The organism is Streptomyces sp. DT224 (assembly GCF_049844595.1).
In the GTDB taxonomy this organism is placed as follows: domain Bacteria; phylum Actinomycetota; class Actinomycetes; order Streptomycetales; family Streptomycetaceae; genus Streptomyces.
The window spans coordinates 1-12,982 of sequence record NZ_JBNCLI010000010.1 but is presented as its reverse complement, the minus strand read 5'-3'; the positions used below and the strand labels follow the sequence as shown (position 1 = coordinate 12,982).

Sequence of the window (12,982 nt, the reverse complement as noted above, 5' to 3'; positions counted from 1 at the left end):
GCCGCGGTTCCGCGAGCGCACGCGGCAGGAGGAGGGGGGGGGAGGGCGGCGGCGGCGCGGCGGTCAGTGTCGCAGCTCGGCCTCCAGCCACTGCAGGACTTCGGGGGTCACCGGGTCGGTGATGTCGGCGAACTCCTCGTGCTTCCTGAGGAACTTCGCGACGTACGGGCAGACCGGCACGATGCGCTTGCCGTAGGCGCGTACGTCGGTCAGGGCCTGCTGCACGAGTGTCGCGGCCAAGCCCTGTCCGGCGAAGGCGTCGTCGATCTCCGTGTGGTAGAAAACACGCTGGTCATCCCGGTCCCGGTAGGCGGTGAGGCCTGCCTTCGCGCTGTCGACCAGGATCTCGTAACGGTGCTTGGCGTGCACTCGCCGGACAGTGGGAGCGGCGGCGGGCTGGGTCATGGTGTGCCTTTCAGTGACGTGTCGGGTTGGTGCGCGGTGCGAGGGTGGCGTTCGGCAGGGCGGGCGCGGGCAGACGGTCGCCGTCGTACGCTGCGACGCTGCCGAACCGGTCGGACGCGTTCTGCCACGCCGTCCGGGCTTCCGCGATGTCTTCGTGGCTGCGTCCGATGAAGTTCCACCACATGACGATCTGTTCTTCGAACGGTGTCCCGCCGAGCAGGACCGTCCGGGCGGGGGCGTCCGTCTCGTTCGTCAGTGTCAGTGTGTCGTTTCCCGTGCGCAGGTATCCGAGTTCCGTCGGCCGGAGGGGTGTTCCGGAGAGTCGGACGTCTCCCCGGTCGACCAGCAGTCCGTACTCGAAGGCGGGGTCCACCGGGAGCGTCGTCGTGGAGCGTGGTGCGAGGAGGAGTTCGGCGCCGAGCAGGGGAGTGAACGTCCGCACCGGAGAGGTGTCGCCGGCCAGAGACCCGAGGAACACGCTGATTTCCGCCCCGCCCACCCGGACCGGGCTCGGCACGTAATGCCGGAAGTCACGGCCGGTGTGCTGGTGTTCTCCGGGCAGAGCCACCCATAGCTGCACGCCGTGCAGGACCGTGGTGCGGGTGGTGGAGACTTCCGTGTGGCTGATGCCGTGACCGCCGGTCATGAGGTTCAGCTCACCGGGCCGTACCAGCGCGTGGGTGCCCATGCTGTCGCGGTGTTCGATCTCTCCGCTGAACAGCCAGCTCACGGTTTGCAGGCCGGTGTGGGGGTGGGGAGCGACGTCCATGCCGCCGGTGTCGGCGACGTCGTCGGGGCCGTAGTGGTCGATGAAACACCAGGCCCCGATCAGCGTGCGGGCACGCTGCGGCAGCGTCCGGCGGACCGTCATCGCTCTCGGGCCGCCCAACGGGACGTCCCGCGCGGTCAGCACGTCGACCTGCGAGGCGCTCTCGCCGTGCTCCGCGGCACCCCCGAGCAGGCCGGTGGGATCCGTGTCGACGTTACTCATCGCACTCCCTCTCACGCGAAGATAATTTCATATTCAACAATAATGCTGATAGTAAGTCCATGTCCTGCCTTCGCTCGGCAGACCGAGCGAGGGCGCAAGCGGCCCCGAAGGAGCCCACGTTGAGTCACACCGCAGCAGTCCCCGCGAGCCGCCGGGTCTTCATCGACAAGCAGAGCCCCAAGGCCTACCGTGCGCTGGTCGCGGCGGCCGAAGCGGTCCGCGCGGTCGCCGACGAGGCGGGCCTGGACCGCCGCTTGGTGGAGCTGATCAACCTCCGCGTCTCCCAGCTCAACGGCTGCGCCTTCTGCCTCGACGTGCACACGAGGGCCGCGCTGCGCGCCGGCGAGTCCGTCCAGCGGCTGGGCGTGCTGGCTGCGTGGCGCGATACCGGACTCTTCACGGAGCGGGAGCGCGCGGCACTCGCCCTGGCGGAGTCGACCACCGATCCGGCGGACGCGACCGCACAGGACAGTGCGTACGAATCGGCTCGCCAGGTCCTCGACGACGATGAGATCTCCGCGGTGATCTGGGTGGCGATCACCATCAACGCGTTCAACCGGGTCTCCGTCCTGAGCAAGCACCACGTCCGCAGGATCCCCTCGACAACCGGATCGCCGAGTGAATGATCACCACCTCGTTCGTGGGTGAACACCGTCCGGACGACGGTAGGGCGGCCGGGGAAGGGGCCTTGCCCGTCGGTGCACCACATGTGGCCTGTCCGTGCCTGGGGGAGGTGGCCAGGACGCTGCGGCCCCGCATTCCGTGGACCTGCCGACGGGCCCACGGCCTCCGTCCGCTCATCACGGCGCTGGGACTTCGGCACCCCGGCTCGGAGCCCGTGACCTGGAGAAACACGCCGTATTATTCCGTCGGGGGAGAAGGAGGGGGCGGTCGTGTCCGAGAAGTCGTTCGCGGTGGTGCTACGGGGTCTGCGGCAGCGGAGCCGTTTGACGATGGAAGGGCTGGCCGACGTCTCGGGCGTGAGCGTCCGGGCGATCGGCGACATGGAGCGGGGGCGCAGCCGGGTTCCGCAGCGACGCACGGTGGTGGCGCTGGCGGAAGGGCTGGGGCTGGCGGACGCGGAGCTGGAGTCGCTGCTCGTCGCGGCGCGGGCGGCGCGTTCGACGCGCGCGATGGCGAGGACCGCCGTGCCACGGCTTGTGGGGGACTTCACGGGGCGTGATCGTGAGCTGGCGCGGCTGACAGAGGCCGCAGCACGCTCAGGCGCGGGCGTCGGGGTGTCGGTCTCGGTCGTCTCGGGTCCTCCGGGGTGCGGGAAGACGGCGCTGGCGCTCAAGGCGGCAGCGGACCTGGCAGGAGACTTCCCTGACGGGTGCTTCGTGGTCGACCTGCACGGGGTGGAGGGCCCGTTGGACCCGGGTGAGGCAATGCTGAAGCTGCTGAGAGCCCTCGGCGTGCCCGACCGACGGCTGGCGCAGGAGGATCCGCAGGGTCGTGCGGGACTGCTGAGGGTGCTGTTGGCTGAGCGCAGGTGCCTGGTGGTCCTGGACAACGCCCGCGACGAGGGACAGGTCCGGCCGTTGCTGCCCGGCGGAGGCCGGAGTCTGGTAGTGGTCACCAGCCGGCGGCCCTTGACCGGGTTGGAGGACGTCGACCGGCTGGCGCTGTCGGAGATGGCGCAGCCGGAGGCGGTCGAGTTGCTGCGCCGGATCCTGGGCGAGGCGCGCGCCGACGCCGAAGCGGAGGCCGTGGCGCGGGTCGCGGAACTGTGCGGACGTCTGCCGTTGGCCTTGCGGGTGGCGGGAAACTGGCTGACGGTCCGGTCCGGGTGGAACGTTGACCATCTGGTCCGTCGCCTCACCGACGAGGAGCGCCGGCTGGGTGCCCTGGTCGCGGGTGATGTGCGGGTGGAGGCGGCGTTCGAACTCTCCTACCGGCAGCTGACCGGCCAGGCCGCCCGGATGCTGCGGCTACTGAGCCTGGTCCCGGGGCCGGACATGACCGCCGCCTACGGAGCGGCGCTGACCGCGACGGGCGTCTTCGAGGCCGAGGACGTGATGGAGGAGCTGATCGAGGCCGGCCTGGTGCAGGCCACCTACACAGGGCGCTACCAACTGCACGACCTTCTCAGACTCTTCGCCCGCGCCCATCTTTCTCGCGAGGAGGAACCCGCAGAGCGGGAGGCGGCCGAGGATCGGCTGCGGACCTGGCTGCTGGAGACGGCCGCGGTCGCCGGCCGCTGGTACAAGCCCGGGTACGGGGCGCCGCCGCCCTCCTGGCAAGGACTGGTTTCGCTGGAGAGTGCCGAACAGGCCCGGGACTGGCTCCAGAGCGAGGCCCACGCCTGGCTTGCCGCGCTGCGCGGCGCCGCCCAAAGGAATGAGCACGCCCTGGTCGTGGAGACCGCCGACGCCATGGGATGGTTCTGCGGCGTATGGGTCTGGGCCCATTGGACCGAGGTCTTCCGTCTGTCCAGCGAAGCCGCCGCCGCACTCGACGCCCCGTACCTGCGGGCTGTCCACCTCAACTACTGCGCCTGGGCCCTGAGCATCTGCGAGCACAGGGACCGGGAAGCCATCGAACGGGCCGACGAAGCGCTGGAATTCGCCCGCCGCGCCCAGGACGCCACCCAGCAGGCGTGGGCGCTGATGTACGCGGTGACTCCGCACCGGCGGTTCGGCGAGCTCCAGGAGGGATTCGACAAGGTGCGCGCCGCCGCCGACCTGTTCGAAGCCGCCGGTGATCACGATGGCTGGATCGGAGCCATAGGCGTCTACGGAGGCTGCCTGCGCGACCTCGACCGTGCCGAGGAAGCCCTGGTCCAGCACGAGCGCGTCATCACTTTCCTCGATGCGCCCGAATGCCCGGTGACCGGGCACGCCGCCGACACCTACCGTGCCATTGCGACCGGCGCCCTCGGTCACGACTACGCCGCTCTGGGGCGATGGCACGAGGCCGCCGAGTTCTATCGGGAAACGGTGGATCAGGCCCACCGCACCGGCCAGACCATCCTGGAGGGCCTCACGCTCCTGGGTCTGGGTGAGGCGCTGAACGAGCTGGGAGAAGCCGAGGAAGCCCGCTCCTGCTTCCGTCAGGTCCTCGCACTCAAGGACGCGGCCGACAGCAGCCACCTGAGGACAGCACAGGAACTCCTGGACGCGCACCCCGCCGAGTGAGCGACACCGGGCCGGGCGCCGCCCGTAGGGGTCCGTATCTCCGTCCCGCAACCGCACCCCACGCCCCCGGCACCGCCCGCTCGCGTACGGGGAAGACCTCCGCGCACCCGCGTCCACCTGGCCCGGAGCGGAGGCGATCAGCCGCGGTGCCGGTGCAGGGCGACGTGCACGGTGTCGAGGGCCTGGGTGAGAGCCGCACGGGCGGCGTCCGTGTTGCGCAGCGGATCCAGCAGCATGAAGCCGTGGACCGTCCCGTGGTACCGCATGGAGACCACCGAGACTCCGGCCGCCCGGAGCTTCGCCGCATAGGCCTCGCCCTCGTCTCGCAGCACGTCCGCCTCGCTGGTGACCACCAGCGCGGGAGGGAGCCCGGTGAGTTGCTCAAGGGTCGCCTTCAGCGGTGACGCGGTGGCCTCGTCGCGCTGCCGCGCATCGGGCAGGTACTGGTCCCAGAACCAGCGCATGGTCTCGCGGCCGAGGAAGTAGCCCCTGGCGAACCGCTGGTACGAGGGAGTGTCGAAGTCGGCGTCGGTGATGGGGCAGAGCAGCACCTGCTGCAGCAGCCGCACCCCGCCGCGCTCCTTGGCGAGGAGGGTCAGCGCCGCCACCAGGTTGCCGCCGGCCGAGTCGCCCACGGCGGCCATCCGGCTCCCGTCCAGACCGATCTCGCCGCCTCGTTCGCAGATCCATTTCGCGACCGCGTAGCACTGCTCGATGGCGACCGGATACCGCGCCTCGGGGGCGCGTTCGTATTCGACGAAGACCACAGCCGCGTCCGTACCGAGGGCGAACGCGCGCACCAGACGCTCATGGGTGCGGGCATCACCCAGGACCCAGCCCAGCCCGTGCAGGAACAGCACCACCGGGATTCTGCCGACGCTGTCGGCGGGCTTGACCACCTTCACCCGTACGTGACCGGTCGGCCCGCCCGGCAGTGCGAACCACTCCGTGGAGGTGTCCTGCTCCTGTGGCGGTCCGTCCTCGCCCTGCAGCCGGACCAGGTCCAGACGGACCTGTTCCAGGTCCGTGTCGCGCCCCGGCGGAGGGCAGGCGTGCCTGTCCACGAACGCTCGCGTGGGGTGGTCCAGGACCGGCTGCCGAAGGGGCGAGCGAGGGAGGTCGGTCACACGGTCTCCTGCCGAGAGGGCCAAGGGAAGAACTTGGAGGAAGGGGGTGGGCGGCACACCGCATCATGGTCGCCGGGCGGGGAAGCGATGGTGCGGCTGCCGGGCCGGGACAGACGCCCGCCGGGGGGGCGCGGGGCAGCCGGCACGGCTCCGAGCGGGCACCCTACCCCCTGGCAGGCGCAAGGTCGGCCCCCGGCCGGCCGGCCGGCGCGGACGAGGGCGCGGGTCTGCCCGCGGGAGATGGTGCGATGCCGCCCTGGGGGGTGCGCAGGTCCCGCCACTCACGGGGGGAGACGCCGTAGACGGCGCGGAAGACGCGGCTGAAGTGTGCGGGGTTGACGAAGCCCCACCGCTGGGCGACGGCGGAGACGGTCGGGGCTGTCCTGCCCCGGCGGGCCAGTTCGCGGCCGCACTCCTCCAGGCGCCGCTTCTGGATGAGCCGCCCGACCGTGGTCCCCTCGCCTTCGAACAGCCGGTGGAGGTACCGGGTGGAGATCCGGTGCGCCCGGGCGATGCTCTCCGGCGACAGGTCCGGGTCACCCAGGTGCCGGTTGATGTGGTCGCGGACGCGCAGGAGCAGATGGCTGCGCGCGGTGTCCTCGGCCTCCGTGCCGCTCGGGTGGGCCCGCTCGGTGATCAGGGTGGCGAACAGGTCGACGACATTGCCTGCCAACCGGTCCGCGACGGCCGGCGGGTAGGCGTCCGGCGAGGCGGCCAGGGATGCCAGGAACGGGAGCAGTACCGCGCCGAAGCCGTGGCGGGTGCCGATGGCGTGGCCGGTGACCTCCCGGAGGTCGCTGTCCGGCACGCCCAGCATGCGGCGGGGCAGTTGGAAGACGTGGGTGGCGAACCGCTGCGGGTAGTCGAAGGAGTACGGTCGGCTCCTGTCGCACACCACGAGGTCTCCCTCACCCACCTCGGCCCGCCGGCCGTCCTGGATGAAGGTGGCCGTGCCCGATATCTGCACACCGACGGCCACCAGAGCCTCGGACGAGCGGGCGATCAGTGCCGGAGTGCGGCTGACGTGCTCCGCGTCGGCCTCCATGCTGGAGACCTGGAGGTACCCGAGCCGGTTGGTGGCGATCCGGGCGTCGAAGAGGCCGTCGCCGTGCGGGGTGACGGCCACCGGCACGAGCGTCCTGTTCACCGCATCGTTCCAGTAGGCGACCCTGTCCTGGTCCGGCACCGAGGTGGTCGTCAACACCGAGCTCAATTTGCTCCTCTTTCAGGGAAGTGACTCAAGGGCTGCAACGGACGGCTGGCCCCCCGGAAGGCAGGGCCGGCGCCCGGCAGGACCGGGCGGCTCGTTGTACGGGCAGCGACTTCGCTGGGAGCGCGACCGGCCTGCTTGCGCGCGGTCCGGGGGGTTCTCGCCCGCGAACACAGCCAACCAGGGGAGCACTTCGGTCTCCAGGCAGAACCACAGGCAGAAATGGCGGGAGCGGACAGCGGCATCCGGTGCGGTGCGGTGCGGACCGGGTGCGGTGCAGAGGGCGCCATGAGGCGAGAAGAGGTCCTGCCGCGCCGGACAGGACATCCGGTCGTCCGGCGGAGGCGGCCCTGCGGTGGGCCGCCTCCGCTGCCCTTACCTGCCAGGGGTGATCCGGGCCGAGAGGATGTTGGGGTCCTGGTTCGTGGAGTAGGCGCCGCTGGCGATGGATGCCTTGGTGCCTCGTACGGCAAGGGACGTCGGGTTCTCCAGACCATCGGCAGCCGTCAGCACCACGGTGTGAGTGCCGTCGGGCCTGACCAGGACGACCTCGTTGTCCGCGTTGATCGCGGCCATCAGGGTGTCGCCTGGGCCGGTGAACGCGAAGTCGTCGATGTTCACCAGGCCGGCGGCACGGGTATCGACTCGGCCGGCAACGCCGTGGCGGGTCAGCGGGATGCGTAGCACAGTGCCCTTGTCCAGGTTGGACACCCAGGCGGCACCGTTGTGGATCTTGATGCCGTTGGCTCCCAGGAACCCGGCGGCTTCCAGCTCGGGTGCGGTGGCCCAAGGGCTGGGGGTGCCCCCGGCGGTGGGCACCCGCCAGATGGTGCCCAGGGCCGAGTCGGCCACGTAGAGCCGGCCGCTGTGCCGGTCGAGGGCCAGGCCGTTGGGCAAGCTGTCGGCAGGGAGCGCGGCGATGCGCTCCGCCGTGCCGCCGGGGCGCAGGCGCCACACGCCGGTCAGGTCGCTGCTGCCGGTGGCGTACGAGAAGTACAGCGTTCCGTCATCGGTCCGGACGATGCCGCCCAGGAAGGGCGAGGCCAGGACGGGAGTGCCGGCGCCGGCCGATGGCGCCGGCAGGGTCGCGAGGACGTGCACTCGGCCGGTGGGGGTGATGCGGGCGACCTGGCGACTGAAGGCGAAGGTGACATCGGCGCTGCCGCCGGGTTCCAGGGTGATGTTCTCCGGCCGCTGCCCGTCGGTCATGTCCAGATGCGACACGAAGCGCACGTCGGACACGGGGGCGGTGGCGGCGGTCGCCGCCCCGGCGGTGGTCGCGGCGAGGACAGCCGCCGCGGCCGCGGCCAGAAGGGCGGTCCGCCTGACCTGCATGGTTGTAGCCATTGTCTCTTGCTTTCTCTCGGTTCTGCTTCTCTGCGGGATCGTGCGTGGGGCGGGGCAGCGCGCGCCGGCGTAGAAACGCCGGCGCGGTCCGAAGCCGGCTGTGGCACTGATGACTTCGTCGCCGGAGAGAGCCAGTGCCGCGGCGAGCGGCCCGGGCCGCGGCTGGAGCGCCCGCGAGGACGACATCCCGCGACGGTGGGGGAGCACCCCGGACGGACGGCCGGGAGAAGAAGACCGAGACGGATGACTCAGCCGGGTACGGCCGCGCTGTACCTGCCTCGGTGACTCCTTCGGAGGGCTGCCGTCAGGACACGCGCGCAGACTTCGTCGCGCGGGGCATCCCTGGCACGTGAGTGACTCTAGGAACTGACGGACGGCGCATTTGTCTCTCCGTGCCCTCGTTATGGCCTGCTCGTGCCCATGTACCAGGGCGAGGCGGGAGAAGCGTCGCCGCAGGCATCAACTCGTCGCGCGAACGGCGTCGCGGATCAGGTCCGCCACCGCCGTCGGCCGGGAGACGGCGACCGCGTGGGAAACGCCTTCCAGTTCCACGGTCGTCGCACCGGTCCGCCGGGCTCCGAAGCGCTCGACCTCGGGGTTGATCGCCTGATCCGCGCCGGCCACGAGGGCCCAGCAGGGCTTCGTCCGCCAGGCCGCCGCGGAGGCTGCCTCGGTGAACGTCGCTGCGGCCAAGGGGCGTTGCGATGCCGCCAGCACCCTGGCGACGGACGGGGAGACGTCGGCGGCGAAGACTGAGGGGAATGCCTCCGGGCCGATGGTGACCTTGGTGGCGGTCTTGCCCCCGTCGTCCGTGTAGGTCCACTGCTTCAGGCTGTCGACGAGCGGGGAATTGGGAAAGCGGCCCTGCACCTCGCTCGGGCTTTCACCCTCTTCGAGCGCGTAGGCGGCGACGTAGACGAGTCCGACGACGTTGTCCGCCGTGCCCGCCACCGTGATCAGCGCACCGTCGTAGGAGTGGCCGACCAGGACGACCGGGCCGTCGATCTGCGAGATCAGCGAGGCAAGGTAGGCGGCGTCGCAGGTCAGGCCGCGCAGTGGGTTGGCCAGACACCCGACCGAGGTCGAAGCGGCAGGCGGCGAGCCTGCGCTGCCGTACATGCGTACCCACCGTCGTACCGTCGCCCTGGAACAGTTTGTGCAGGTAGCGGACTGATATGTGGTGGGCGCGCGATCGACTCCGGCGACAGGTCCGGGTCCATCAGGTTCTCTTCGATGTACGACCTATGCGGGCCAGCATCTCGCCGCCGTTCTCGGGGGAACCGGACCGGTAGGGCGCGAGGAGTTCAGCGACGAGCAGTGCGATGACGTCCACGGCGTTGAGGGCGAGCCGCCTGCTGTTCTCCGTTCTCCACAGCCCGTCCTCTCCGATCAGTGCGGCCAGGAACTGCGACACCAGCGCCGCGACGCCGCCGGCCGCGCTGGCCCGTAGGCCCGCCAGGTGCCGTACCTCGGCCTGCGCGCTCCCCAGACAGGAGCAGGGGATGCGGAAGAACACGAACTCGTCGCCGCGCAGGTGCCGGGAGTGCCGAGCGTCGAGGAAGACGAGGTTCCCGGCCGTCGGTGAGGATTCGGCTTCGCTCTTCGAAGACGTCTCCGCCGGTGGGGGCGTTCGAGTCCCAGATACAGGCATGCGTCACCTTCTTTCAAGGACGCCCAGGGAAGCGTTCGGAAGTGCCCGGAATCCGCGTTTCGCAGTATCTCGGCAGCGGTCTGCCCGTACAGCGTCGCGAACCCCTTCCGGATCACTGCTGTCACGGCACTGCGGAGTTGCCGGAACGACTGCCGACGAGGCGGCGGAATTCACGGAGACGTGGGCCGGAGGGCAGTTCTTCCACGGGCAATACTCCGTGCGTTCCCCGTCAACCCGCAGCGGCAGACGGAATTTAGTGTCAGGCGTAGAGAACCGCTTCTGCAATCATCCTTTGGGGCAACCATGGTTCAGCGTCTCAGCACGGTCACATGCCCAGTGACGACGCACGTAAGCGACCTGAAGGGGCTGTCCGCTCCGCTGTCCGCGGACCTGCACTACGACATGGCGGACCCTTATGCCGTGCGCCTTTCCATCGGCGTGCCGATGGAAAGGCCCGTCGACTGGGTGTTCGCCCGCGAGCTGCTGGCCGAGGGGCTGCATCGGCCGACCGGGGACGGTGACGTGGTGGTCATGCCCTGTCGCCACCCGCACCCGGACTCCGTGCGCGTCGTCTTGAGGAACCGCTCCGGCACGGCGCTGGTCGAGATGGCGACTGCGGAGGTTGCCACGTTCCTTCTCCGGACCTTCGTGCTCGTTCCCGAGGGAGCGGAGGGCCGGCACCTGGACCTCAACCGCGCCATCAGTGAACTCACTGGAACAGGCGGCTGACGGAGACGACGGCACGTCGCATCTGGCGAGCACCCAGGACGTGCGCCGCGCCGCGACCGTCACCCCAGCCCGATCGCCCCCCCCAGCCCGTACGAACCCGAGAGGAATTCCGCGTGACCCGGAAGAGCGAAATGACCGCCACACAGTTCGGCGTCTTCACCATCGGTGATGTCACCCCCGACCCGACCACGGGCCGCCCACCGACCGAGCGTGAGCGCATCAAGGCCATGGTCGCGATCGCGCTGAAGGCCGAGGAGGTCGGGCTCGACGTCTTCGCGACCGGCGAGCACCACAACACGCCCTTCGTGCCCTCGTCGCCGACCACGATGCTCGGCTACATCGCGGCGCGCACCGAGCGGCTGATCCTTTCCACCTCCACCACCCTCATCACCACGAACGACCCGGTGAAGATCGCCGAGGACTTCGCGATGCTCCAGCACCTGGCCGACGGCCGGGTGGACCTGATGATGGGGCGCGGCAACACCGGGCCGGTGTACCCGTGGTTCGGCAAGGACATCCGGGAGGGCATCAGCCTCGCCATCGAGAACTACGCCCTGCTCCACCGGCTGTGGCGCGAGGATGTCGTGAGCTGGGAGGGCAAGTTCCGCACACCGCTCCAGAGTTTCACGTCCACGCCCCGCCCGCTGGACGAGGTCGCGCCGTTCGTCTGGCACGGCTCGATCCGCTCCCCGGAGATCGCCGAGCAGGCCGCGTACTACGGCGACGGCTTCTTCCACAACAACATCTTCTGGCCGGCTGACCACACCAGGCGGATGGTCGAGCTCTACCGGAACCGATACGCCCACTACGGGCACGGCACGCCCGAGCAGGCGATCGTCGGCCTCGGCGGGCAGGTGTTCATGCGGAAGAACTCGCAGGAGGCGGTGCGCGAGTTCCGGCCGTACTTCGACAACGCACCGGTGTACGGCCACGGCCCGTCGCTGGAGGAGTTCACCGAGCAGACGCCGCTCACGGTGGGCTCACCGCAGCAAGTGATCGAAAAGACCATGTCGTTTCGTGAGTACGCCGGTGACTACCAGCGTCAACTGTTCCTGATGGACCACGCGGGGCTGCCCTTGAAGACCGTCCTGGAGCAGCTGGACCTGCTCGGCGAGGAGGTCGTGCCGGTGCTGCGCAAGGAGTTCGCGAGGGACCGTCCGGCGAACGTGCCGGACGCGCCGACGCACGCGTCCCTGCGTGCCGCCGCCGAGGCAGGAGTCCGCGCATGAGGCTCGTCGTCGTCTCGGCGGGACTCAGCGTCCCGTCCTCCACCCGGCTGCTCGGCGACCGGCTGGCCGTCGGTGCCGCAGATCGGACCTCGGCGGGCGTGACCGTGGTCGAACTGCGGGACCTGGCGGTGGAGATCGCGCACGACTTCACCAACGGGTTCCCTGGGCGGGCGCTCGGCGCCGCCTTCGACGCGGTGGCGGCGGCCGACGGAATGGTCGTCGTCACACCGGTCTTCTCGGCTTCGTACAGCGGGCTGTTCAAGGCGTTCTTCGACGTGCTGAGCGTGCAGGACGAGGGAGTCCTGGCCGGGAAGCCGGTGCTGATCGCCGCGACGGGTGGCACGGCCCGGCACTCTCTGGTCCTGGACCACGCGCTGCGCCCGCTCTTCACCCACCTCAAGGCGGTCGTCGTCCCGACCGGGGTCTACGCAGCCTCGGAGGACTGGGGTGCCGAAGGGCTCGACGGTCGGATCCAACGGGCCGCGGGCGAACTGGCGGCGCTGATGACCGGGCCCTCGACGGCCGGACGGCCGGCTGGTGAGAGTCCCGCCGTGCTGCCCTTCGAGCAACGACTCGCCGCGCTGAAGCCGCCGACCGGGCAAGTGCGTTCCGCGGTTGTTCCTGCGACCGCCCCTCTCTCATCAGACCCGCGGGCACACGGACGAAGCATCCGATGAAGACACCGTTCAAGCCACAGCGCACGCCACAGGGAAGGCCACAGGGCAAGCCGCAGACCAAGCCCCTCCTGCGGCTGTGGGCTTGGCAGGCCGACGCGGCGTGCCGTGGTGTGGACAGCTCGGTCTTCTACTCGCCGACCGGCGAGAGGGTCCAGGCGCGCCGTAGACGCGAGGAGGCGGCACGCGCCATCTGCCAGCGGTGTCCCGTGATTGATCCCTGTCGACTCTTCGCTATGACAACCGACCAGAGGTTCGGCGTCTGGGGCGGACGAACGGAAGCCGAGCGCCGCTCGACGACCACTCCATCGTCGTCCGCGCGGCGCGCCGCCGCGCACGTGGACAGCTGGGCTGATTCATGACTGACCGGCCTTCGAGGCTCATGACAGCGCACGCCCAGAACTAAGACCGTGTCCTATGTGGCGTGTCGGGCGAGTCGTTTGTAGCAGCAGAGTGCTGCGGCGAGGCCGAGAAAGGCCAGG

At 70.1% G+C, this 12,982-nt stretch carries 13 protein-coding genes; 6 read left to right on the top strand and 7 right to left on the bottom strand.

Annotated features, from left to right (window positions below; all coding sequences use genetic code 11):
- Positions 1 to 63 precede the first annotated feature (63 nt).
- On the bottom strand, positions 64 to 405 hold the full coding sequence (locus tag ACLQ2N_RS24560; protein WP_425816303.1) for a GNAT family N-acetyltransferase: 342 nt from the start codon (positions 403 to 405) through the stop codon (positions 64 to 66).
- 10 nt (positions 406 to 415) lie between these two features.
- Complete coding sequence (locus tag ACLQ2N_RS24555) at positions 416 to 1,396, bottom strand: pirin family protein (RefSeq protein WP_425816302.1); 981 nt, start codon at positions 1,394 to 1,396, stop codon at positions 416 to 418.
- A gap of 119 nt (positions 1,397 to 1,515) precedes the next feature.
- Here ACLQ2N_RS24555 and ACLQ2N_RS24550 point away from each other — a divergent pair, with 119 nt between their 5' ends.
- Positions 1,516 to 2,022, top strand: coding sequence for a carboxymuconolactone decarboxylase family protein (locus ACLQ2N_RS24550; protein WP_425816301.1), 507 nt, complete (start codon positions 1,516 to 1,518; stop codon positions 2,020 to 2,022).
- A 267-nt stretch (positions 2,023 to 2,289) separates the two neighbouring features.
- Entirely contained in the window at positions 2,290 to 4,533 is a 2,244-nt protein-coding gene (locus tag ACLQ2N_RS24545) for a helix-turn-helix domain-containing protein (protein WP_425816300.1), read from the top strand.
- Between the two features lie 137 nt (positions 4,534 to 4,670).
- On the opposite strand, the gene ACLQ2N_RS24540 is transcribed toward ACLQ2N_RS24545, so the two are convergent.
- The 5 genes from ACLQ2N_RS24540 to ACLQ2N_RS24520 all read right to left on the bottom strand — a co-directional run bounded on the left by ACLQ2N_RS24540 (position 4,671) and on the right by ACLQ2N_RS24520 (position 9,868).
- A complete protein-coding gene (locus ACLQ2N_RS24540) occupies positions 4,671 to 5,660 on the bottom strand; it encodes an alpha/beta hydrolase (protein WP_425816299.1) in 990 nt (329 codons plus the stop codon).
- Between the two features lie 163 nt (positions 5,661 to 5,823).
- Positions 5,824 to 6,873, bottom strand: coding sequence for a helix-turn-helix domain-containing protein (locus tag ACLQ2N_RS24535; protein WP_425816298.1), 1,050 nt, complete (start codon positions 6,871 to 6,873; stop codon positions 5,824 to 5,826).
- A 372-nt stretch (positions 6,874 to 7,245) separates the two neighbouring features.
- Positions 7,246 to 8,217 (bottom strand): SMP-30/gluconolactonase/LRE family protein, encoded by a 972-nt coding sequence (locus ACLQ2N_RS24530; RefSeq protein WP_425816297.1) that lies wholly within the window; start codon positions 8,215 to 8,217, stop codon positions 7,246 to 7,248.
- A gap of 459 nt (positions 8,218 to 8,676) precedes the next feature.
- A complete protein-coding gene (locus tag ACLQ2N_RS24525) occupies positions 8,677 to 9,336 on the bottom strand; it encodes an alpha/beta hydrolase (RefSeq protein ID WP_425816296.1) in 660 nt (219 codons plus the stop codon).
- Between the two features lie 100 nt (positions 9,337 to 9,436).
- Positions 9,437 to 9,868 carry a hypothetical protein gene (locus ACLQ2N_RS24520; RefSeq protein ID WP_425816295.1) on the bottom strand — a complete coding sequence of 144 codons (432 nt, stop codon included), beginning with the start codon at positions 9,866 to 9,868 and terminating at the stop codon, positions 9,437 to 9,439.
- A gap of 336 nt (positions 9,869 to 10,204) precedes the next feature.
- Between ACLQ2N_RS24520 and ACLQ2N_RS24515 the strand changes: the two genes are divergently transcribed.
- The 4 genes from ACLQ2N_RS24515 (at position 10,205) to ACLQ2N_RS24500 (ending at position 12,862) form a co-directional block, all read left to right on the top strand.
- Positions 10,205 to 10,597, top strand: a complete 393-nt coding sequence (locus ACLQ2N_RS24515; RefSeq protein ID WP_425816294.1) for an SsgA family sporulation/cell division regulator — start codon at positions 10,205 to 10,207, stop codon at positions 10,595 to 10,597.
- 131 nt (positions 10,598 to 10,728) lie between these two features.
- Positions 10,729 to 11,826 carry an LLM class flavin-dependent oxidoreductase gene (locus ACLQ2N_RS24510; RefSeq protein ID WP_425816293.1) on the top strand — a complete coding sequence of 366 codons (1,098 nt, stop codon included), beginning with the start codon at positions 10,729 to 10,731 and terminating at the stop codon, positions 11,824 to 11,826.
- The gene (locus tag ACLQ2N_RS24505) at positions 11,823 to 12,503 is read left to right on the top strand and encodes a CE1759 family FMN reductase (RefSeq protein WP_425816292.1); all 681 of its coding nucleotides are present in this window, start codon (positions 11,823 to 11,825) and stop codon (positions 12,501 to 12,503) included. Before ACLQ2N_RS24510 ends, ACLQ2N_RS24505 begins: the two co-directional genes overlap by 4 nt.
- Complete coding sequence (locus ACLQ2N_RS24500) at positions 12,500 to 12,862, top strand: WhiB family transcriptional regulator (RefSeq protein WP_425816291.1); 363 nt, start codon at positions 12,500 to 12,502, stop codon at positions 12,860 to 12,862. Before ACLQ2N_RS24505 ends, ACLQ2N_RS24500 begins: the two co-directional genes overlap by 4 nt.
- The last annotated feature ends 120 nt before the right edge of the window (positions 12,863 to 12,982 follow it).